Origin of the sequence: Paludisphaera borealis (genome assembly GCF_001956985.1) — a bacterium.
Classification (GTDB): Bacteria; Planctomycetota; Planctomycetia; order Isosphaerales; family Isosphaeraceae; genus Paludisphaera; species Paludisphaera borealis.
Genome location: NZ_CP019082.1, coordinates 3,071,650 through 3,093,279, shown reverse-complemented (window position 1 = coordinate 3,093,279; position 21,630 = coordinate 3,071,650). Strand labels below are relative to the sequence as shown.

At 65.7% G+C, this 21,630-nt stretch carries 15 protein-coding genes; 4 read left to right on the top strand and 11 right to left on the bottom strand.

The features are described from left to right. Positions 1-371: 371 nt before the first annotated feature. Complete coding sequence (locus BSF38_RS11955) at positions 372-1,049, bottom strand: DUF8091 domain-containing protein (protein WP_076345871.1); 678 nt, start codon at positions 1,047-1,049, stop codon at positions 372-374. A 32-nt stretch (positions 1,050-1,081) separates the two neighbouring features. Beyond that, positions 1,082-1,663, bottom strand: a complete 582-nt coding sequence (pyrE, locus tag BSF38_RS11950; RefSeq protein ID WP_076345869.1) for an orotate phosphoribosyltransferase — start codon at positions 1,661-1,663, stop codon at positions 1,082-1,084. A gap of 336 nt (positions 1,664-1,999) precedes the next feature. Here pyrE and BSF38_RS11945 point away from each other — a divergent pair, with 336 nt between their 5' ends. From BSF38_RS11945 to BSF38_RS11935, 3 genes are all read left to right on the top strand, one after another. Next, positions 2,000-2,920, top strand: a complete 921-nt coding sequence (locus BSF38_RS11945) for an excisionase family DNA-binding protein (RefSeq protein WP_076345867.1) — start codon at positions 2,000-2,002, stop codon at positions 2,918-2,920. Positions 2,921-2,955: 35 nt separating this feature from the next. Then, positions 2,956-3,909 carry a sigma-70 family RNA polymerase sigma factor gene (locus BSF38_RS11940; protein ID WP_076345865.1) on the top strand — a complete coding sequence of 318 codons (954 nt, stop codon included), beginning with the start codon at positions 2,956-2,958 and terminating at the stop codon, positions 3,907-3,909. Positions 3,910-4,036: 127 nt separating this feature from the next. Then, a complete protein-coding gene (locus BSF38_RS11935) occupies positions 4,037-4,981 on the top strand; it encodes a site-specific tyrosine recombinase (RefSeq protein WP_076345863.1) in 945 nt (314 codons plus the stop codon). Here BSF38_RS11935 and BSF38_RS11930 read toward each other — a convergent pair. From BSF38_RS11930 to BSF38_RS11910, 5 genes are all read right to left on the bottom strand, one after another. Then, positions 4,942-5,271, bottom strand: coding sequence for a hypothetical protein (locus tag BSF38_RS11930; RefSeq protein ID WP_076345861.1), 330 nt, complete (start codon positions 5,269-5,271; stop codon positions 4,942-4,944). The genes BSF38_RS11935 and BSF38_RS11930 overlap by 40 nt on opposite strands. Further along, a complete protein-coding gene (locus BSF38_RS11925; protein ID WP_076345859.1) occupies positions 5,268-7,871 on the bottom strand; it encodes a serine/threonine-protein kinase in 2,604 nt (867 codons plus the stop codon). The genes BSF38_RS11930 and BSF38_RS11925 overlap by 4 nt, the downstream gene beginning before the upstream one ends. A 2-nt stretch (positions 7,872-7,873) precedes the next feature. Beyond that, positions 7,874-8,470, bottom strand: coding sequence for an RNA polymerase sigma factor (locus tag BSF38_RS11920; protein ID WP_076345857.1), 597 nt, complete (start codon positions 8,468-8,470; stop codon positions 7,874-7,876). 373 nt (positions 8,471-8,843) lie between these two features. Then, on the bottom strand, positions 8,844-9,077 hold the full coding sequence (locus BSF38_RS11915) for a hypothetical protein (RefSeq protein WP_145952084.1): 234 nt from the start codon (positions 9,075-9,077) through the stop codon (positions 8,844-8,846). Positions 9,078-9,374: 297 nt separating this feature from the next. Then, a complete protein-coding gene (locus BSF38_RS11910) occupies positions 9,375-9,914 on the bottom strand; it encodes a hypothetical protein (RefSeq protein ID WP_076345853.1) in 540 nt (179 codons plus the stop codon). Positions 9,915-10,411: 497 nt separating this feature from the next. Here BSF38_RS11910 and BSF38_RS11905 point away from each other — a divergent pair, with 497 nt between their 5' ends. After that, entirely contained in the window at positions 10,412-10,690 is a 279-nt protein-coding gene (locus tag BSF38_RS11905; protein WP_076345851.1) for a hypothetical protein, read from the top strand. On the opposite strand, the gene BSF38_RS11900 is transcribed toward BSF38_RS11905, so the two are convergent. From BSF38_RS11900 to BSF38_RS11885, 4 genes are all read right to left on the bottom strand, one after another. After that, positions 10,641-12,365, bottom strand: a complete 1,725-nt coding sequence (locus BSF38_RS11900; RefSeq protein ID WP_076345849.1) for a CRTAC1 family protein — start codon at positions 12,363-12,365, stop codon at positions 10,641-10,643. The two genes, BSF38_RS11905 and BSF38_RS11900, sit on opposite strands and share 50 nt — an antisense overlap. 81 nt (positions 12,366-12,446) lie before the next feature. Then, a complete protein-coding gene (locus BSF38_RS11895; protein ID WP_076345847.1) occupies positions 12,447-16,082 on the bottom strand; it encodes a WD40 repeat domain-containing serine/threonine protein kinase in 3,636 nt (1,211 codons plus the stop codon). A gap of 168 nt (positions 16,083-16,250) precedes the next feature. Beyond that, positions 16,251-19,469: an efflux RND transporter permease subunit gene (locus BSF38_RS11890; protein WP_076345845.1), complete on the bottom strand. Its 3,219-nt coding sequence runs from the start codon at positions 19,467-19,469 to the stop codon at positions 16,251-16,253. Between the two features lie 69 nt (positions 19,470-19,538). After that, positions 19,539-21,086: an efflux RND transporter periplasmic adaptor subunit gene (locus tag BSF38_RS11885; protein ID WP_168189366.1), complete on the bottom strand. Its 1,548-nt coding sequence runs from the start codon at positions 21,084-21,086 to the stop codon at positions 19,539-19,541. Between the last annotated feature and the right edge of the window lie 544 nt (positions 21,087-21,630).

Sequence of the window (21,630 nt, the reverse complement as noted above, 5' to 3'; positions counted from 1 at the left end):
GAATCTCGTGATTCATGGCTTGGTCGGGAAGTCTCTTCCCCACATGGGATGTGAACCACGGCATGACGAGTTCGGCTTCCCCAGAGAGCCCTGGACGAGACTCAGCAACGCGGGTCAAGCTTATGAATCCTACTTCGATCGTTCGCACGGACGTCGCCGCAACGCGATCCGTCCTACAGCGCCTGGATCAGCTCGAGGCCCAGATGTGGGACCGGGCTCGAATGAACCTGGTGCTTCTCTACAACGGCAGCCGGATTGCCGGAACCACGTCGCAGGCCGTCGCGCCTGCCGCCCTCGTCGGCCCACTCGCCGTGGCGAATCCGGAAATCTGATCGTGGATGGTCCCGGTCGAGCGTCCTTGCACGCACCCTCTACAATGAGTGAATAAGTGACGTTTCGGCTTTGTAAAGATGACTGTTGCCGACCTTTCCGATGGGGCGGACCGCGCCCGAAAGGCGTAAGCAATAAGCGACCCGCTGCGCGAACGGAAGCGGTCTGGCCAGCTTTCTAGCCAGATCGCGCGTCGTGAACGGCTCCGAGTCGGGCAAGCCGGCCGGAAGTAGTTCCCAGAGATCGTCCGGTTCGTTCAGTCGCAGCGTCTCCAGGATGCAATCGAGTCGACGATCGACTACGCGGTAGCCCGGTCGTCGCCGCCGCGTCACCCGCACTTCCTCGATCGACACCCCCAGCAATTCGACGCTCAGGTTCTTGTCTGGCAGGAACGAGGCGACGCCGACGAGATCGTCGAAGACGTCGACCAGCGAGCCGCGCTTCGGGCTCTGACGGATCGACCGCTCCGGGCCGTCCACGCGGTCGCAGCGGACCAGCTTTCTGCGCACCACGACCGGTTTGACGACGCAGACCCGATGGTCTGGTAAAAGCTTGCGCAGCTTGGACTTGAGAGCGCCGAGGGGGCCTGATTGGACCTCGATAAGCGTCCCGCCTTCGTCCACGGCGTCAATGCGGTAGCCGGCCACCGCGACTTCGCAACGACCTCCGCGGCCGAGGCCGTAGTGGTCCTTAAGCCCTCGATGCAGGCTGGTTTCCATCGTTTGATCATCCTTGATCCAATTCCGGCGCGTCAGGCGGGGCCGAGCGGTTCGACGCCCAGGTCGCGAATCGTGAGCAGGCTGTGGAATTCAAGGCCCCGAGCAGCGAAGTTCTCGGCCGCGCCTTCAAGTCGATCGAGCACGGCGATCACGACGGCCACCTTGCAGCCAAGCGCCTCGACGGCGTCGACGGCCAAGAGCGAGGAGCCTCCGGTCGTGGCCACGTCGTCAACGACGGCGACGGTCGAACCGGGTTCCAGGGGGCCTTCGACCAGGTTGCCCGTCCCGTGTCCTTTCGTCTGCTTCCGGACCAGGAATCCGCGAAGCTCGCCGCGCCCGTGCTCCGGCGCTAGGGCCAGGGCGGCACCGACGATCGGGTCGGCTCCCATCGTCAGGCCGCCGACCGCCACGACGTCGCGATGAGCTGCGAGCAGTCCCAACACGCCTTGGCCGATCAGCCGCGCCCCTTCCGCTCCAAGCGTGACCTTGCGTCCGTCGATGTAATAGTGCGAGCTTCGGCCGCTCGCCAGTGTGAACTGGCCAAGCCGCAGGGCGTCGCGCTGGAGCAGACGGATCAGCCGTCCCTTATGGTCGGCGCTTAATGCTTCGGACATTCCCGTAGACCCTTTCGATCGCCGCCGCGCCGTCGAGCTAGGCCTCGCGCATCCGGCCCCGAAGTCCCGATCGCCGGCCGAGCGGCTCGATTCTCTTTCACTGGCTCACAGGCTAACACTCCGCGAATTCGCTTCCAAGAGTGCAATCCGCATGACCAACGCTGACTGGCACGGGGGTGGTCGGAAATCGGTCACGACGATTTATGAATTCGTCCATGGCGTTGTGGTTGTAGAGATTCGACAGTTTATGGAATACGTTGTGTAATATGGGGTTCGGGAATGCGTTTAGGGTTTCCTGAGGGCTTGGCTCTTTCTTTTTGTGGACGGATTTCTACAATGAAATCGTCCAAGCCGTTTCTCTACCGGAGTCTCTTTATGAAGCCGCTCGATTCTCTTTTGCGTACACACGAGGTCGCGGAGCGGCTCCAGGTCAGCGTAAGCACGGTGAAGCGTTGGGTCGATTCGGGAACACTCCAGGCTGTGAGGACCCAAGGGGGGCATCGGCAGGTCGCCATTTCCGAGGTGGATCGAATGGCCCGACGGCTGGCTCGCGGCGGCGAGGCCGGCGTTCGAGCTGTGTCGTCGAGAGTTGACGAGCGGTCGTGCGAATTGCTTGTGAAGTTGTTACGTCAGGGCGAAAGTCGAGCAGCTCAGGATTTGGTGAAGACTTTGAGTCTCCAGGGGTGTCCTGCTGAGACGTTGGCCGACGACTTGGTCCGACCCGTCATGGAGCAGATCGGCCACGGCTGGCTGATCGGGGCTATCGATGTCTTTGAGGAGCACCAAGCTTCTCAATCCATGGCCGGTGCGTTGCACGAACTGATCGCGGTGCAGGCGGGGCGGCCGGCGTCGGGGCCGCTGGCCATCGGAGCGACACCTGAAGGCGATCCCTATGTGCTCTCGTGCTTGCTGGCGGAGCTTCTGCTGCGCGAGCAGGGCTGGCAGGTCCGGAACCTGGGCGCCAATCTTCCCCTGCGATCGCTGGCGAACGCGGCGATCGCGTATCGGCCGAAGATCGTCTATCTCTCCATCAACTTCGTCATGGATGAAACGCTCTTCGCCCGCGACTTCGTCCGTTTTCACGAAGCTGCGGTCGCCGTGGGCGCGGCGGTGATCGTAGGCGGGCGGGCACTCGGCGCCGTTTTGCGGTCGAAGCTGCCCTACGCCGCCTACGCCGAGCGGATGGCCCACCTCCTCGAGTTTGCTCGAAGCCATTGGTCGGAAGCGGCTTTGGAACGGACGCGAGACGAGGCCTGAGTGCTCGACTTGCACGACTTTGAGGAGGCTTTGAAATGCACACCCGTAGTCGATCGATCGATGTCGTCAGCCTCGCTAGCGCGGACACGGTTGTACTGACCGAGCACGATGAGCGCGCGCTCTTGCAAGAGCTAACGACTTGCAAGCTGAAGCTGGCTGCCGCCCTGGCTTCGATTCAAGGCTTCGATGCCCCTGCCGCCGCCGCCGACCCCCAAGCCCAGGCCCAGTTCATCGCGCGGGCCTATGCCGGGAACGGTCGGAACGAGGCGAGGCTGGGGGCCGTGCATCATCGCTATGCGGAGCTGCGCGACACGTTGGCAATGGCCAACGTGCGGCTGGTCGCCCACGTCGCAAAACAGTTCCGCGATCGCGGCATCCCCTATGCCGACCTGGTCCAGGAAGGGTTCTGCGGGTTGCTCGCGGCCATCGACCGCTTCGACATGACGCACCAGACGAAGCTTGCGACCTACGCGACCTGGTGGATTCGCCAGTCGATGCAGAGCGCCGTGGCTTCCGGCGCTTATCCCGTACGATTGACCCCCAGGCACCTGCGGCAGCTCGCGCAGAGTCAGGAACAACTCGACCTTCCTCGCGGAGCCGGCGACACTGTCGCCGAACCGCCGAACAGCAGCGATACGCTCCAACGCATCCATTCGGCGACTCGCCCGACGGTCTCTTTGGACGCCTCGTTCGACCACGATTCAACCTTCAATTTGATGCAGATCCTCGGCACCGCCGACTCTGGCGCTGATCAAACCGACGACGAGGGAATCAGGAAGCTGATGGACGGCCTTCGCCCTCGCGAGCAGCAGGTTCTCTCACTTCGCTTCGGGCTAGGGGGCGGAGAGCGACTCTCCCTCAGTCAGGTCGGCAGAATCCTGGAAGTGTCCAAGGAACGCGTCCGCCAGATCCAGGAGTCCGCCCTGAAGAAACTGCGCGAACTGGTCGAGAAAGAGAATCTGGTGGAAGGCTGGAGTCGGGGTCTCTAAGCTCCGCCGAGGCGACGCGACGATTCGTTCTTGAAGTCGGCTCCCCCGCCTGCCGATCTTCGTAAGGAAGGCGGCGATAGAATTCGAGCCGTTCTCGAACGGGTTCTCCTGCGTTTTCTTGGGGCTCATGTCAAAGGCCGATTACCGACCGCGACGGAATCAGGACCCGGTGGGGCCGTTTCTGCACTATCTCATGGCGGAGTGCGGATCGTCGCCGCACACGCTGGCGGCGTATCGATCGGACCTGATGAGGTTCCTTGGCTGGCGCAAGACCCATGCGCCGGGGCCTCTCGGCGACATCCAGATCGGGGTGTTGAGCGGATTCGTCGACGAACTGGTTTCGTCCGGCCTCGCGCCGAGCAGCGTGGCGCGGCACCTGGCGAGCTTGTCGACGTTCTTCCGCTACCTCGTGCTCGAAGGCAAGCTGACCGACAACACGGCCAAGCTGCTGGTCGCGCCCGCGCTGTGGGACCGGTTGCCGGTCGTGCTTGGCCCTACCGCCGTCGAGCGGCTTCTGAGCGCGCCAAGCGAGAGCACGAGGCTGGGGCGTCGCGATCGCGCGGCGCTGGAGACGCTCTATGCGACCGGGTGCCGGGCGTCGGAAGTGGTCGGCCTGCGGCCGGGCGACGTCGATCTGCGGGGCGGCCTGGCGCGCTGCGTCGGCAAGGGGAACAAGGAGCGATGGGTGCCGATCGGGTCGCGGGCCCAGCAGGCTCTCGCGACGTACCTTCAATCCGATCGACCGGCCATGATCGCCCGCCATCCCGACACATCGACCGTCTTCGTCACGAGGGGGGGCCGTCCGTTGTCGCGAATCGGTCTGTGGCGGATCGTCAAGCAGCATGCGCTCGCCGCCGGCCTGCACGGCGACGTGAGCCCGCACACCTTGCGGCACAGCTTCGCCACGCATCTTCTGGCCGGGGGCGCCGACCTTCGCGCGGTTCAGGAGATGCTCGGGCATACGTCGATCGCCACGACGCAGATTTACACGCGCGTGGAACTGAGTCGGCTGCGCGAGGTCCACGCCCGGTTTCATCCCAGGTCGCTTCCCGAGCCCCCCGCGTCTTCTTGACGGTCGGTTTCGCCGAAGCGCTCGACGAGCTTGCCCCGGACGACCGAGCGATATCCCATCGGGTCGACCCCCTTGGGGCTGGCGACGCCGATCCCCTGGCACTCCTGCACGGGCATGAGCCGGACGATCTTGCGGTCCTGGTCGGCCAGGAGCGCGACGCGGGTGTCGCCGAGCTGCGCAGTGTCGTCCCAGTGGCAACGGTAGGCGGAGCCGTCGGGCAGGTAGAGCATGACTTCGGGCATCCCGGCGTCCCGAAGGGCCATCCAGACCTGCGTGATAAGATCGGTCATTCGGTGAGCTTCGGGGGTTCGAGTTGCGAGGAAGGGTCGTTGACGACGCGGTTCTCGACCGTCGCGAGCCTTCGGAGATTGCGGAGGCGGACGCGATAGGCTTCCTCGACGGAGGCGGACACGGGATTACCGCTCGACCTGGCGAGACCGAGCCACTTTTCCAGGGCCAGTTTGGCTTCCCGAGAATCGGACTGGGCGGGCTGTTCCATGCCGAGGCGGCATCGGATCTCGCCCCGGGCCAGCAAGGTCTCGGCCCGAAAGCCGAAATAATACTGCCTTTGAAAGTCGGCGACGGAGCGGGCGCAGAGATCCAGGTCGGAGACGGCCTCGTCGGCGAGGTCCAGGGCTTGTCGGCGATCGCGGTCGCAGTCCAAGACGATCAGGTCCTTGGCGCGAAGCGTCGCCACCCGCGACCGTTGCAGCCGCCAGGTGGAAAGTTCGGCTGGGAGGACGTCGCTGTTCTGCTTCTGAGAGAGTGCCAGCAGTTCGGTGAGTCGCCTGTGCGCAGTCTCGTAGTCTTTCTTGTACTCGGCGACCGTCGCCAGGCCTTGGATCGTCTCCTTGGACGTCGGATCGGCCTCCAACGCGTTGCGGAGGGCGTGGTCCACCAGTTCGAAGATGTGGTGGATCGTCTTTTCCATGGACTGTCCGTCCGCGGGGGCCGGCTCGCCGTCGGGCGGACGCGTGACGTTGACGAGTTCCCGGGTCTTCTCCAGGCTGTTCGTGCCGAACCAGCGGAGATGCTCGATGAATGGGGGATGTTCGTGGGCCCACGACTTCAACTCAGCCTCGGCGTCGGGCAAGGCCATGGCGTGCCCGTACGAGACGAGCGCCGGATCTTCGGGGAGCCGGTTCGCATGGGAGAAGGCGATGCCCAGGTAGACGCGGGGAAGAGGCGCCCTGGGATACTCTTCGACGAGCTTCAAGAGCAACTCGACGGCGCGGTGGTAGTCGCGCCGGTCGACGGCGTCGACGGCCTGCTGAAACTCGGGACGCTGCTTCAAGGCCGGCTGGAACCAGCGGGAGGCCTGCTGCGCGAGCAACTGCACGAGCAACGGCGAGAGCAGCCCGAGAACGCCAAGGTAAAACGCGTTGGCGATCAGCACGCGACGATTGCGGGCCGCCCAGTCGAACCACTGCTCGGTCCGCGATGGATTCTCGGCGTGGCGGAGAGGCCGGCGCTGGAGGAAGTCCTCCAGGTCCTCGGCGAGCATCTTGCCGCTGGCGTAGCGATCTTTGGGATCAAGGCGTAGGCATTTCTTGACGATGGCTTCGAGGGCGTAGGGGACGCGGGCGTTGTGGCGGCGGACGTCGGTCGACAGGGTGGCGCGGCGGTCGAGCAAGTCGCGCATGGCGCGGCCGGGGGGCAATGCGGCGTTGGGCAGCTCGGGGGGCTGGCCCGTGAGCAGCTCGTGAAGCACCAGGCCGAGCGAGTAGACGTCGGCGAGCGCCCCGACGTCGCCCCACAGCTCGGGAACGAGAAACGCCTCGATCTGCTCGGGGGCCATGTACGGGAGCGTGCCGCCGAGGGTCGCCGCCGCCTCTTGGGGCGAATGCGGAGACTGCGCCAGGTTGAAGTCCAGCAGTTGCGGGCCGTGCTGGAGGGTGAGCAAGACGTTGCCCGGCTTGACGTCGCGGTGGTAGGTGTGGCGGCCGTGGGCGTAGTCGAGGGCGCTGGCCAGGATCAGGCCGATCCACGCCACCCCCTGGGCGTACGAACCGAGGACCGGAAACCCTCGCCAGCCGTCGCCGGACGGCCCGGCGAGATCGTCCTTCGAGACCTCGAACAAGTCGCGGTCGATCCCCTGAGCCAGCGCGTCCCACAGGTCGCGGGCGGAGCGAGGCTGACGGCCCCCTTCGCGGATGCGGCGGATCACGTCGTCCAGCGGCAATCCCGGTCGCAACGGCATGGAGAGGCCGCGCAGCCCGTTGTCCGGCTGGAAGACGACGGCGTTGACCGGGACGATGTGCGGGTGATCGAGAGCGCCCTGGGTCTCGGCCTCTTGCCCGCGGTCGACAGAGACCTTGAGAACGACCCGCTTGCCGCCGAGCGAGAGGTCGTTGGCGACGAACACCCGCGAGTATCCCCCCTTACCGATTTGGGCCCCGAGGGCGAACTCTTCGAAGTGCTCGCCGGCCTCGGGGAATCGAGGCTTCGGCGCGGGGAGACCGGCGGCCTTGCTGAGCAGGTGATGGTACTGGAGCTGGGACGCGAGCGAATCCTTCCAGTCGGGGTAACGATTGCAGAACGAGTCGACGTCGACGACGTCGCCGTGTTCCTCCCGGAGACAATACTCCTCGTAAATCAGGCTGAGCATCCGGCTGTCCGCCTGGTGCAGCTGCGGGAACGCGTCGAGATAGCTGGCGACCGCCGGGGTCTCGCCGCGTTCGAAACGACGTCGCAGATCGGACTTGATCAGGCCGCTGAGGCAATCCAACGCCAGCTCGTCGTCGAGCGGTTCCCGGCGCGTTCGATCGGCCCAGTAACGCTTCAGGTCGATGTCGCCCTGACGTTGAAACTGCTGTTCGTACAGGCGGACCGCCTGATCGACCCGATTGTTCCCCTCGTCGGGCGGGTCGCTGCGAAGAGGAACCGTCATGTTCAGCTTCCCGATCCGATCACGGAATCGTGGAGGTCTTTCAAGAACCGTTGCACTTTCCGAATGTTCCAGCCGGTCTGATCGGCGATGGCGCCGTTGTCGTGACCTTCCCGGCGCAGCCGGATGATGGCTTTCTCGGTCTCGCTCTGGCGATCGAGCAGTAGCTCCTCGGTCTCGTTCGCCTGCGCGAGTTGGCTGGCCGTGGGCTCGTCGGATGCGATCTGGACCGGCGCCGCGTCGGCTTCGACGCCGAACATGGGACGCTCACGCGTCACGTCCCGCTTCAAGGTGTGGCGGCGACGGTGCTCGTCGATCACCTTCTGCTCCGCCACGTGAATCAGAAACGCGATCAAATGTTCGACTGTCGGAAAGTTGAGTTGGTTCAGATTCGCGGCCAGGCTCTTCATCACGTCGCTCGCGAAATCCGTGGAATCGTAGAGCGACCTCATCGATCGGTCGAGTTTGCGTCGCACGACCCGACGCACCTTGGGATAACATTCCCGAAACAGCGTCTCCCAAGCCGTTTCATCGCCCTCTTGCGCTTTCTCCAACGCCCTCGTGAGATCGTCGCCGATCTCACGATCCGACAGCGTCATCATGGCCTGTTCCCTCCCGCTTCAGCGTGGGGAAATGTCGGGTGGTCGCCTAAGAGAGGATCACCTTTGATGGGTTTCGACCTGCCTGACGCTCCCATCGCTTTCCGGGATATTGTATCGGGGAAGGCGGCTGACGAAAACAACATCCACTCTAAATTGATGGGAGGTTTCTGCCGAGATCCTCTTTCTTGTTAGTTTGGGGTGTCTGTGCTGTGTTTGACGACGGTTTTCCCCGGTCTGGCGCAGAGCATCTCCGTTCCCGATGCAGGGGTCGTCCTTTTATGACGACGCGCGTCCCGGGTGTCGCTAATTATAAGGTTGCGGGTTGTGTCTATATATGGCGTATTATGTCCACGGCGGCTGTGGTCGGCGGGAGTCAGACGGTAAGGTCGGGCGTCGATCCGACGGGCACGCTGACGTCGGGTCCCGTGTACGGGTTCTCCGGCGAAGTGGGCGGGACGGGAACAGTGACCGGCGCGACGGGATTGATGTAGGTGGGGGGCGGAGTGGACGGGACAGTGACCGGCGCGACGGGATTGATGAAGGTTCCGGGCAGGGCGAGGGTGGGCATGGATTCCAGGGCGGGGCGGAAAGCTCGGCGCGTACGCATAGCGTACCTCCTTTGAAAAAGGTGTGAAGGAATGAGAATGAAGAAACGGTCAGGTATGTGAGATCAGTGTAGAACGTCGATACGTAAGTGCGCCTGCTCCCGGGGAAGCTCGGGAGTTGGGGAAGGCTGGACGGGTCCCTTCGCGGCCTGGAATCAGGGCCGGGGGAGGTCGAGCTTCGCGATCGAACTGGTGTTTCTATGTCGGCGGATGCGGATGCGGACGATCAATTCATCGAAGTCGCGGCGACGGATCGCCGAATCTTACTCGGGAGGCGGGAGGAATCCGGGTCGATGCGATTAGTTGAGTGAGGCGCTCATGGTGCGAACGACGGCGTTCGCCTTTAGCTCGGTGTTCGACAGCGTCTCATCCACCGGATACTGCTCGGCCGGCAGGAACGCGAGACAGGCGGAACGATAGAGCGGGCAACTGCGATGCTGAGCAAAGACGTCGGTCTCGAACTGGGCGGCCAGGTCCAGGCGGACGGCTCGCCTCGCAACGATATAACGCCCCAAGGGCGAAAGCCGAGCGTCACGGTCGCAGAGGACTCCGCGGACCGGACGCCCGTTCCGAATCAACCGCTCGGCGTGATCGATCTCGCGCCTCAGCTCGCGTTCCAGTTGCCGAACGATCCCGCGAACGCGCTTCCGATAGGCGTCGGCGGCCGCCGGGCTGGCAAGATCGCTCCAGGCGTCGACGACGCCCGAGTCGAAGGATTGAGCTGCGACGAACAGTTCCGGGTCCATCGGGACCTCGGGGTGATCCCTGTGGACTTGCGACAGCACCAGGGCCGCGGCCGTCCACACTCGCGCCGTCGAGCATCCGTCGTTCCAATTCATGCCGCGGGCGCGGTATGCGTGTCGAATCCGCTTCGCCAGACCGTCTATCTCTCGTTGCGAGGTCAGGGCCACTTTCAATCCTCGGCTCTAGGTCTTGCGTTTGCGGCGGGTCGGTTCGGTCGGCTTGTCGCCTTGTTCTCGCCGTCAGACTCAGGAACCGGATTCCAGACGGCGACGCGTCAAGAAATCTGGAAAAAAATGAAGAGATTCGGTCATTGGTGCACGCATTGATGCGTGCGCGTGGCTGATGGGGTGCTCCGAGGTGCGGGTGCCGCTGGCGGCTGTTTCCTTGAACCCCGAACCAAAGGCCTTTGCTTGCGGCGCGGGGGGTATGGTATCGATGAGCGTGGGGATCGGCGTCGACGACCCGGTTCGCCCTTCTTGATTCCTTTGGGGCGACCGTCGTTGATTGGCGCCGCAATCGCCTGCAAGAGATGTGCGGGCGCGGATTTTCTGCACGAGATGAGCACGAGAGCCGGCTCTCCGGGTCACCTCCCATGGACGACTTCCGTTTGGAATCCGATTGGAGCGAGATCAAGGACGGTCTCTCGCGACGCGTCCGTGAGGTCCGGGTCGAGCTTTACGGCGAGCATGGGGGCCCGCTTCTGGCCGCCGCGCTCGAGATGCCGTTCCGGACCTGGATGAGCTACGAAATGGGCGTGAGCATGCCCGCGCAGTCGATCCTGCGTTTCATCGAGGTCACGCGAACCAACCCGCACTGGCTGCTCACCGGAGAGGGGCAGAGGTTCCTGTCGCGTCGAGATTCGGCGTCGTGACGTTCCGGCCCGAATCCCTCGACGGTCGTTCGAGAAGTTGCAGCGGCCTCCCCGGCCAGAGGTCGGTCCAGGTCTGGACTTCTCCCCATGGCCACGCGACCTCCAGGACGTCGACGCGCGCCGCTCCGCCGATCCCCAGGAAGATTCGCGACGGCGAGCACGAGAGGTAGCTGCCGCCGCTGGCGACGTCCTGGACCAGAACTCGGTCGCCGATCGTGGCCCGCACGCGCGCTCCGACGGCTGGCCGGCCGTGCCGATTGATCAGATCAAGCCGCACGACGCCGCCGGACTTCGAGCGGTTGAGGAGTAGGGCGGCCGGAGCGTCGAGCGAGGTGGCGACGAGATCGAGCCGGCCGTCGTCGTCGAGGTCGCCCACGGCCAGTCCGCGTCCCAGGATCGGTCGCGAGAACCAGCCCCCCGCACTATGCGACGCGTCTTCGAAGCCTCCCTGACGGCCGTGGAGCACGATCGACCTCATGGCGAACGGGACGCCGAGCCGTTCGCGGTCGAGGACGTGGCCGTTGACCTGAACGATGTCCGAGCGGCCGTCGGCGTCGAAGTCGGCGACCACCGCCCCGAAGCCCAGCGCGCGCCGGGTGGCCGCCGCGACTCCCAGCCGGTTGCCCTCGTCACGGTAGAGGCCCGGATGGTCCGGCTGAGCCCGAAACACGACGGTCGAGCGCTCAAAGAAATTCGTGACCAGCAGATCGAGCCGGCCGTCGCCGTCAAGGTCGCCGAGGGCCGTCCCCATCCCCGCCAGCGCCTTGCCGTCGTCGTCGCGAGCCACGCCGGCGGCTTCACCGACTTCGTCGAACCGGAGGCCGCCGCGATTGGCCAGCAGCCAGCAACGGCCGCCATCGTTGGCGACGTAGACGTCGGGCATCCGGTCCCCGGTCAATTCGCCGATCAGGACGCCGAGCCCGCGCTCTTCGCGGCGAGGGATGCCGGCGGCTCGTGAGACGTCGGTGAAGCGGCCGGCGCCGTCGTTGCGATAGAGGCGGTCGGACTGGGGGTCGAAATCCTCGGGGCCGCAATAGTCGCGCTTGCCGTCTGGCGCGGCGCAATAAGGGGCTGCGTCGGGGTCGTAGTTCACATACCTCGCGACGTAAAGATCCAGATCGCCGTCGTCGTCGAGGTCGGCCCAGGCGGCGCCGGTGCTCCAGGCCGAGGAGGTCAGGCCGGCCCGGACTGTGACGTCCTCGAAGCGGCATCCACCGAGGTTGCGGTAAAGCCGTTGATCGCGCCAGCCGGTGACGAACAGATCGGTGCGGCCGTCGCCGTCGAAATCGCCTGCGGCGGCCCCCATGGCGTAATTGGGACCGGGGGCACCGCAGGTCGCCGTCCAATCCTCGAAGCGGAGCCCTCCCCGGTTCCGGAAGAATCGGCACGGCGGGTCGTCGACGACGGTTCCGGGCGTCGCTCCGATCGGTCCGCCGTTGCAGAAATAGAGGTCCGGCAGGCCGTCGCCGTCAGCGTCGAAGAGGGCGACGCCGCCCCCCATGATCTCGGGAAGATCGTGGCGGCCGCGCGAACCGGCGTCGAACTGGAAGGCGACGCCCGAAGCGGCCGCGACGTCCTCGAAGGAGAGCGACTGGGCGACGCAAGAGGACCAAGAGAGCGCCGCGACGGCGGCCGAGACGAGACGGCGGAGCGGCTTCGTGTGCGCGCGAGTCACGGATCACCCTCGGAGGAGGCCCCAGCCGGAGCCGTATGACGCAAACGGGCGTGAAGGGCCCGCGTGTGGCTTCGGGAGTTCCTAGCGCCGGGGGGCGGTTTCGGCTTGTCCGCGCGGGCCGGTTCGTCTTTCGCCTCGCGTCAACCGGCCGGCGGACGGCGGTCCGGGTCCTTCTTCGGGACGTCGGGCGTTCCAGAGGAAGACCTCGCCGCTGTGGCTGCACGACGCCAGGGTGTACCCGTCGGGCGAGAAGGTCACGGAGTTGATTCGCGCGTGATGCCCGTCGAGAATGAGGACGACCTGGTTCGTCTCCTGGTCGCAGAGCCGGATCTTGCCGTCATCGCAGCCCGTGGCGACCGTCTGGCCGTCGGTCGAGAAGGCGATCGAGCGGACGGCGTCGGGATGGCCGATGATGTCGTCCAGGGGATTGCGGTTGGTCGTATCCCACGAGGCGATGAGGCGGGGTTGGCCGCTGGTGGCGAGGCGATGTCCCGATGGCGAATACGCGAGCGCCATGAGCGCGCCGTTCGTCTGACTGGTGGCGATGCGGTCGCCGGAGTCCATGTCCCAGATCTTGATCTCGGCGTCGCACGACGCGGAAGCCAGTTGCCTGGGATTCGTGGGTGAGTAGGCCAGCGCGGTGATCATCTTTCGATGGGCGTTCTTGATCTTGTGCAGCGGCTCCCGGCTGGCCGCGTCCCATACGTGGATCTCGGGATCGAGCCCGGAGGCGGCGAGCAGCGACCCGTTGGACGAATACGCCACGCATCGAAGCTGGCTCTGTTTGGGTTCGCGAAGCACCTGGGAGAGCTTGAGCGTCGCGGCGGCGGGCTTGGAAGAGTCGCGCGAGAGCGACCAGAGCTTCACCGCGCCGTCGAGGCCCACGCTGGCGAGTTCATCGCTGACCGGCGAGAACGCGAGGCCGGCGACGGTCGCCGAATGCGCGGCGACGGCCGCCAGTTCGTCGCCCGTGGCGACGTCCCAGAGCTTGATCATCAGGTCGTCGGCGCCCGACGCCAGGATTTTTCCGTCCCGCGAGAAGGCGACCGCCCAAGCTTCCTTCGAGTGCCCCGCGAGCTTACGCCACGGATGCGGCGCCTTGGCCATCCGCCAGACGCGGATCAACGGATCGTGAAAGGTCATGAACAAGAATTGGCCGTCGGGACTGAAGATCAGGCGCTTGGCGCCTGGGAGCTTGCCGAGCGACTGAGGATCATCGGAGGCCGCCTCGAGGTTCCAGAGCGAAACCGGTTCCTCGTCGCCGCCGACCGCGAGCCGATCGCCCCGTCGAGAGAGCGCGATCGCCGCCGACCCACGAGTCGGCAGCACGCGCCGGGCCGAGGGGGATCGCAGGCTGTGGACCGCCAGCGTCGTGTCGCCCTCGGAGACGACCAGGCTCTTGTCGCCGTTGCAGAAACCGAGGAATTTCGGCGGGCCGTCGGGGGTGTTCAGTTCGGCGGTCACTCGCCTTGACGCGAGGTCCCAGACCACGATGGAGCGGTCTTCGCATCCGGCGGCGATTCGCGTCCGATCGCTGGAGAACGCCAGCGCGACGGGACGGGTCGACTTCGGGGCCGAAAAGACGTCGCCGCGATTCGCGTCGAGGTCGATCACGACGACGGTCCCGCTCTCGGTTCCCAGCGCCAGGAGGTTCGCTCCGGGCGCGAAGCGTTGGCTCGTCACGCCTTGGCGCGTGGCCGCGGCGTCCTCGCTCCATTCTTGATCGGCGAACTTGTAGAACCGGGTCTCCCAGGTCGACTCGGGGGCCGGCCGGCATCGCAGCGCGAGCAGTTTCCCGTCGAGCGAGAAGGCGAGCTCCGCCGTATCCTCGAGGCGATCGCGGAAGGTCCATGGGCTGCTGGGCTTCGATTCGTCCCAGATCGACAGCGTGGACGTCTTGTCCTCGCCGAGGCTCACGGCGGCGATCGCGACGGCCTTTCCCGTCGCGTCGGACGCCAGGGCGACCTCGCGGATCGGGTAGCGGCCGCCTTCGACCATGTAAGGCGTCGAAGCCTGCGAGGGGACGTCCCAGAGGAACACCCGCCCGTTGCGGTCGCCGGACGCGACGGTTCGACCGTCGCCCGAGACCGTCGCGCAGTCGACGGCCCCCCTGCGGCCCGGCCCTCCGCTCAGCAAGAACTCCGAGCGATGAATCAGGGAGTCGACATAGCCGAACTCGAATCCCGTATTCTCGGGGAGGTTCTGCTTGAGGACGTCGAAGATCTCGATCGCGACCTCGGGCTCGTTCCGTTGCTCATGGTCGTAGGCGCGGCTCAATTGCGCGTCGTAGCGTTGCCGCTTGGCCTCCTTGTCGTCGCGGTCGGCCTTCGCCTTGGCCTGGCGACTCATCCACCCATGGGAATAGATGTTCTCCATTTGCTTTTGGAGTTCGCCGCGCGTCTCGTGAAGGTAGATGCTGTAGCCTCCCGCGACGACCAGCAGCGTCAACAGGAGCAGGAAGCTGAGGCCCAGAAAACCCGCGGCGAGCGGCTCGCGGCGGGCCCACTGGGCGGCCCGGCGCAGCCGCGGGGTGCGCCGCGCCCGGATGGCCTCGCGATTCTGGAACCGCCGCAGATCCTCGGCGAGTTCCTCGGCGTCGTCGTACCTTTGGCCGGGGCTGCGGGCCAGGCATTTCAGGCAGATCGTCTCGATGTCGATGGGCAGGCCGTGGCGGAGTCGCGACGGCGGCACGACCTCGCCCTCCATCACCTGGCAGAGGGTTTCCATCGGCGTCAGGCCGCGGAACGGCGGGGCGCCGGTGAGCATCTCGTAGAGCATGACGCCGATCGCGTAGACGTCGGTGCCCGGACCGACCTCCTTGCCGCCGGAAACCTGTTCCGGGGCCATGTACGGGGGAGTGCCCAGGAGCATGCCGTTCTGGGACAGGCCCGCGTCGGAGAGCAGGAACTTGGCCAGCCCGAAGTCGGTGATCTTGGGGATCCCGTCGGTGGTCATCAAGATGTTGCTGGGGTTGAGATCGCGATGGACGATCCCCCGTTCGTGGGCGACGTGGATGGCGCGGGCCAGCGTTTCGGTGAGCCGGGCCGCCCACCGGATCGGCTGGGGCATCGACCGCAACATCCGGGTCAGGTTGCCGCCGCTGACGAACTCCATCTCCAGATACGGCATCCCCTCGTGCTCGCCGATGTCGAAGATCTTCACGATGTTGGGATGGTCGAGCGTCGCGGTGGCCTCGGCCTCCTTTCGCAGCCGCCCCCGCTCGTGCCGGTCGGCGTGCTCTCCGGTCAGAATCATCTTGAGGGCGACGATCCGGTTGAGGTTCGTCTGGCGGGCCTTGTAGACGATCCCCATCCCGCCTCGGCCGATCTCCTCAAGGATCTGATACTTGCCGATCCGCGTCATCGGAGTGTGGCCGTCGCGGTCGAGGGCGCCCTCCGCGCCCGAGGACTCCGAGAGCGTCACCATCTCCGAGACGAGCAGGTTCTGGATGGAAATTCGCCGCTCGGCGTCGGGGATTAGCAGGGAGATGCGATGCTCCCATTCATCGACCGAGGGCTTCTCGCCTAGCTCGCTTCGGGTCGCCACCTCAGCGAGGATGAGTTCCAGCACGGCGTTGTGGTCGCCGGCGAGGTTTGGATTGCCCGCGAGGAGGTCCTCGACACGGGCCGGCTCTCCCGAGCGGAGCCTTCCCTTCAGCTCCACGCACGCGTCGCGGTAGCCAGCCGAGTGTCCGTCTGGTCGTGAGATCGTATTCATCGACGCATCGAATCCCGGTAGTTCGGCGACCAGGGGCGAATGAGGCCGAGGCGCATGCAGTAGTGTAGCAGCAGCAGGCCGGTTTCGACAGCCAAACCCAAAACCCGCCCGCCGCACGACGACGAACGAATTCGTGTGGGGCGGTTAGGCTTCGGGCGGTCGCAACCGTCAGATGGATTCGGGTTCGTCGTTCGCATCCTCGAACGGCTCGGGGCGGGCGTCGACCACGTTGGTCTCCTCGGCGGGAGCGTCGAGTCCGGGGTCGAACCAGCGGTAGGTCGCCGGGATCACGAGCAGCTTCAGTCCCGTGCTGGTGATGAGGCCGCCGATGACCACCGTGGCCAGCGGGCGCTGGACGTCGGCTCCCGAGCCGACCGAGAACGCCATCGGGATGAATCCCAGGCTGGCGACGAGCGCGGTCATGAGCACCGGGCGAAGTCGGTTCATGGCGGCGTCTGAGACGGCCTCGCGGACCGGCATGCCGGCCTCGACGCGCTGGCGGATCGCGGCGACGACCACCAGGCCGTCGAGCACGGCGACGCCCGAGAGAGCGATGAACCCGACCCCCGCCGAGATGCTCAGGTTCATGTCGCGCAGCCAGAGGGCCAAGATGCCTCCCATCGCGCCCAGCGGGACCGACAGGAAGATCAGCATGCCCAGCTTCACCGAGTGGAAGGTGCTGTAGAGCAGGAGGAAGATGAGCACGAGGGCGACCGGGACGACGATCGTCAGTCGCCTGGTCGCGGACTGAAGATTCTCGAACGTCCCTCCCCATTCCAGGTAGTAGCCCTTGGGCATGTCGACCTGTTGCTTGACCCGCTGTTCGGCCTCGGCCACGAACGTCGCGAGGTCGCGGCCGCGGACGTTCGCCTGCACCATCGCACGCCGCTGGCGGTCCTTCCGCCAGACCTCGTAGGCGCCGTCTTCGAGCTTGAAGTCCACCAGCTCCGAGATCGGGATCATGCGGCCCGTGGGGTCGGCGATCTTGAGGCGGCGGATCTCGTCGACGTCGTCGCGCGCGGTCGGGTCGAACCGGACCTGAAGGTCGAACGTCCGCTGGCCCTCGATCACTTGACCAACGATCTTGCCGCCAAGCGCCGAGACGACGTCGAGGATGTCGGACGCGTTGATGCCATGGCGCGAGATCCGCTCGCGGTCGATCTGCACCCGCAGGAACGGCAGGCCGCTGAGCACCTGCGCCCGGACGTCGGCCGCGCCGGGGACCGCTTCGACCGCGGCGGCGACGGCGTTGACCTTCTCCTGGAGCACTTCCAGGTCCTCGCCGTAGACGCCGATGCCGATGTCCGCGCGGACGCCGGCGAGCATCTCGTTGAATCGCAGGTCGATCGGCTGGGCGAAGTTGAAGAAGGCGCCCGGAAGCTCGCGACGGAAGACGGCCTCCATCCGTTGGATCAGCTCGCTTTTCGATTCCTCGTGTTTCGTCTCGAACAGCGCCAGGATCGGGTGGAGCGGCTTCATCGCCAGGTCCAGGAGCGTATCCTTCTCCTTCTTCAAGAAGATGAACACGTCCGTCTGGTTGACGCCTGCTGGGTCGATGCCGATCTCGGGACGGCCGGTCTTGCTGACGACCGACTCGATCACCTCGGGAAACGCTTCCAGGAGGGCCTTTTCGAGCCGCGTGGTGTCTTCAATGCTTTCGGTGAGCGAGGCGCTGGGAGGGCGCGCCACGACGACGACCAGATCGCCCTCGTCGAGCTTGGGGATGAACTCGCCCCCCAGGCTCAGGGCGACGGGCATGGTCACCGCGAACATCGCCAGCGAGACCAGGACCACCGCGATCGGATGTTGGATGGCGCCCTTCAGGAACGGCTTGTAGATCCACTTGGCGAGCCGGATCGGCGGGGTCTCGTTCTCCGCCGCGCCGGGCTTGAGGATGAAGGAGGCCAGCACGGGGGTCGCGGTCAGGCTGAGCAACAGCGAGCCGGTCAGCGCGAAGACGACGGTCAGGGCCATAGGCCGGAACATCTTGCCCTCGACCCCCTCGAGCGCCAGCAGCGGCAGGTGGACGATGGTGATGATCGCCACGCCGAAGACGACCGGCTTACGGACTTCGAGCGCCGCCTCGCGGACCACGTCGACCGCGCTGCGGCGTTTGTCGGCGTGCGCCAGGTGGCCGACGCAGTTTTCCATCATGATGACGCTGGAATCGACGATCAGACCGAAGTCGATCGCGCCCAGGCTCATCAGACTGCCGGCGATCCCGTAGTAGACCATCAAACTGCCGGCGAAGAGCATCGACAGGGGGATCGTGAGTGCGACGACCAGGCCCGCTTTCAGGTTGCCCAGGAGCGCGAGCAGGACGGCCACGACGAGGATGCCCCCCTCGGCCAGGTTCGACGCCACGGTCGTGATCGTCCGGGTGATGAGCACGGCGCGGTCGTAATAGGGTTCGACCACGATCCCCTCGGGGAGCCTCGGTCGGATTTCGTCGAGCTTTGCCTTGAGCCGCTCGACGACGGCGCGCGAGTTCTCGCCGGCGAGCATCATGGCCGTCGCGGTGACGGCCTCGCCCTTGCCGTCGCGGGTGACGGCCCCGTTGCGGATCAAGGGGGAGAACCGGACCTCGGCGACGTCGCGGATGTACACGGGCGTGCCGGTCGGCGTGGTGTCGAGGACGATCTCGGAGAGGTCCTCCAGACTGCTGACCAGGCCGACGGCCCGGATCACGCGCTGCTCTCCCAGACGTTCGATGTAGCCGCCGCCGGCGTTGCTGTTGTTGAGCCGGATGGCCTGGAAGACCCGGTTGACCGAGACCCCTCGGGCCACCAGCCGTTCCGGGTCGAGCCGCACCTCGTAGGTTTTCAGCTCGCCGCCGAACGCGTTGACCTCGACCACGCCGGGGACGCTCTTGAGCGGCCGCGCGACGTCCCAATCGAGGATCGTCCGCAATTCCATCAATGTCTTGGGACGGGGCGAGTCGGGGGCGTTCTTGACCTCGAACTGGAGGATTTCGCCGAGACCCGTGGCGATCGGCCCCATCTCGGGCTGGCCGAACTCCGCCGGGATCGACGACCGGACGACGGCGAGCCGTTCGCCGACCTGCTGGCGCGCCCAGTAAATGTCGGTCCCCTCGTCGAAGACGATCGTCACGCCCGACAGGCCGAACTGCGAGAACGACCGCACCTCCTGGATTCGGGGGATGCCGTTCATCGCGTTCTCAACCGGGATCGTGATGAACTGCTCCACCTCCTCAGGCCCCAGCGCCGGGGCGCTGGTCAAGGCCATCACCTGGACGTTGGTGATGTCGGGCACCGCGTCGATCGGCAGCCGGACGAGCGAGTACGCGCCGGCGACGACGAGGCCGACGAGCATGAGCAGGATCAGCGGTCGGTTTCGAAGCGACCAATCGATGAGGCGGTCGAACATGGCGAAATCAACCGGGGTTCGGGGAGAATTGAGGGGCGGAAAGCGGGGCCGTCGCGAGCGCGGTCGCGATCACGACGGCGAGTCGGACGACGCCATCCGAATCAACTCGGCCTTGAGTTTGAACGCTCCGTGCGTTACGACGTCCTCGCCGGGGTTGAGCCCGGAGAACACCGCCGCGCGGGCCTCGCCGGGGCCGCGCGTCTTGACGTCGCGCAGCTCGAACTCCTCCGGGCCGATGCGCACGAAGGCGATCCAGCGGTCGTCGTCGGAGAGCAGGGCGTTGCTCGGCACCGAGGGCACCTTGTGGTCGGAGTGGACGGCCACGGTGACGTCGATGTACATGCCCGGCTTGAGCAGGTGCTCGGGGTTCTCGGCGCGGGCCAACATAGTGACCGTCTGCGTCTTCTCGATCACCATGTCGCCGGAGTAGAGAACCTTGGCCTCGAACTCCTGCTCGGGGTAGGCGTCCGAGGTGAATCGGACGTCGACGTGGCGGTCGTTTCGGAGGTGGACGAGGTTGCTTGGGTTGATGTTCGCCTCGATCCAGACGTGATCCAGGTTCGCCAGCGTGAAGATCCGGTTCGCGATTTCGACGGCGACGCCGGGCACGACCAGTTCGCGGTCGAGGATCGTGCCGGCGAACGGCGCTTTCAGCTTGTAGAGGCTGGCGGGCACCTTCGACGAGGGTCTCCGAACCTGGGTCGGAGCGGCGGCCAGCGCGGCGGCGGTCTGCGCCTGGAGTCCGGCCGATTCGGCGGCGGCCGGAACCGGCTGCATGAGGCCCTTGGGGAGGTAGTCGTCGTCGTCGGGGTCGACGCCCAGCACCTGGAGCTTCTCGCGGGCGACGAGCACCGCGGTCTCGGCCTGCCGCAACGCCTGCTGGGCGCGGATGTTCGCCAGTCCGGTCTCATAGCCCGTCTGGTCCAGGAGCGTCTGATAGGCGGCCAGGTCCGAGTCGAACCGGGCCTTCGTCTCCTCAAGCTGCTGGCCCCGGATGATCTCCTGGTCGAACAGGTCGCTCTTCCGCCCCAGATTCGCCTTCGCCAGGCGATGCGCGGTGTAAGCGGTCAGCAAGAGTCCGCGATTGATCCCCACCGGCTTGTCGGCGAACTTCTGGTGGATCTGCTCGGGGGTGTCCTCGGCCTTGAGCCGCTCGATCAGCTCATTGGTGTTGCGGAGGATCATCTCCTGCCAGCGGGCCTGCGCCAGCGCCACGTCGTACGCCTGGAGGTTCGTGAGCAGGTCGAGGCGGGCCTGGCCGACCAGCGAACTCTCGATCGTGGCCAGCACGTCGCCGGCCTTGACGTCCTGACCGATCCGCACCGAGACGCTGTGGACGATCCCCGGGGCGCGCGGGGTGATGAACGCGAACCGGGTCTCGTCCGGCGCGATCCGGCCGGGGACGCGGACCAGGATCGTCTCGGGCTCGAGTCGCACGGGCTCGACCTCGACGCCGATGACCTTCTGCTGCTCGGCCGTGATCCGGACGATCCGGTCGGCCGCCGCGCTGCGCTTCACAGGCGCCGGCCCGGTCTCGGGAATCGAGGCCGGCGACCCGGACGAGGGAAGCCTGCCGATCCACACCCAAGCCGCCGCGAGCCCGATCGCAGTCGCCAATCCGCCGATCAACCAACGGTTGCTGGAAAGAATACGAATTCGTACATGTGGTGGCATTTTACCTCGATGCGGAGCGTTGAAATCCGCGGAGTCCACGGAAGTTCGCGCCGTAGTGAGCGAATCCAACGAGGCGGCGCGAGCGATGGAATTGTTCGACCAGACACGTTGTTGGTCAAGTCGCGAGGTTCGCGGCCGCTATCGGCGGCGAGGTTGAGTGGGAGGTCGACGCAGTGGGAGTCGATTCGTCCCGACGGCTGATCCAGCTCGGCTCCGAGGCCGTGCGCCGTCCGTTGTTCCAGCAGGCAAACCGCCTGATCATCATATTGATAATATCCTTGAATTCAATGAGTGACGTCCAGCCGAAACCCGGCTTCTGAGAAGGATTTAATTTGGTGCTTTAATTAGTTTTAAGATAGGAAGGCCGGTTTCGTCGTCGTCCGCGCGCCGTGCCGCGAGGCGAAGCTGCACTGGTCAACAAGGGGGGTTATGCCGTAGATAGTTCGATTCGCGACCCGCGCGCAACGAGCGGGAGCAGTCCGCGAGG

Bases quoted from the DNA above. Each gene is read 5' to 3' on its own strand.
- BSF38_RS11955 (WP_076345871.1), bottom strand. From the start codon at position 1,049: ATGGAAACCAGCCTGCATCGAGGGCTTAAGGACCACTACGGCCTCGGC.
- pyrE (WP_076345869.1), bottom strand. From the start codon at position 1,663: ATGTCCGAAGCATTAAGCGCCGACCATAAGGGACGGCTGATCCGTCTG.
- BSF38_RS11945 (WP_076345867.1), top strand. From the start codon at position 2,000: ATGAAATCGTCCAAGCCGTTTCTCTACCGGAGTCTCTTTATGAAGCCG.
- BSF38_RS11940 (WP_076345865.1), top strand. From the start codon at position 2,956: ATGCACACCCGTAGTCGATCGATCGATGTCGTCAGCCTCGCTAGCGCG.
- BSF38_RS11935 (WP_076345863.1), top strand. From the start codon at position 4,037: ATGTCAAAGGCCGATTACCGACCGCGACGGAATCAGGACCCGGTGGGG.
- BSF38_RS11930 (WP_076345861.1), bottom strand. From the start codon at position 5,271: ATGACCGATCTTATCACGCAGGTCTGGATGGCCCTTCGGGACGCCGGG.
- BSF38_RS11925 (WP_076345859.1), bottom strand. From the start codon at position 7,871: ATGACGGTTCCTCTTCGCAGCGACCCGCCCGACGAGGGGAACAATCGG.
- BSF38_RS11920 (WP_076345857.1), bottom strand. From the start codon at position 8,470: ATGATGACGCTGTCGGATCGTGAGATCGGCGACGATCTCACGAGGGCG.
- BSF38_RS11915 (WP_145952084.1), bottom strand. From the start codon at position 9,077: ATGCGTACGCGCCGAGCTTTCCGCCCCGCCCTGGAATCCATGCCCACC.
- BSF38_RS11910 (WP_076345853.1), bottom strand. From the start codon at position 9,914: ATGAATTGGAACGACGGATGCTCGACGGCGCGAGTGTGGACGGCCGCG.
- BSF38_RS11905 (WP_076345851.1), top strand. From the start codon at position 10,412: ATGGACGACTTCCGTTTGGAATCCGATTGGAGCGAGATCAAGGACGGT.
- BSF38_RS11895 (WP_076345847.1), bottom strand. From the start codon at position 16,082: ATGAATACGATCTCACGACCAGACGGACACTCGGCTGGCTACCGCGAC.
- BSF38_RS11890 (WP_076345845.1), bottom strand. From the start codon at position 19,469: ATGTTCGACCGCCTCATCGATTGGTCGCTTCGAAACCGACCGCTGATC.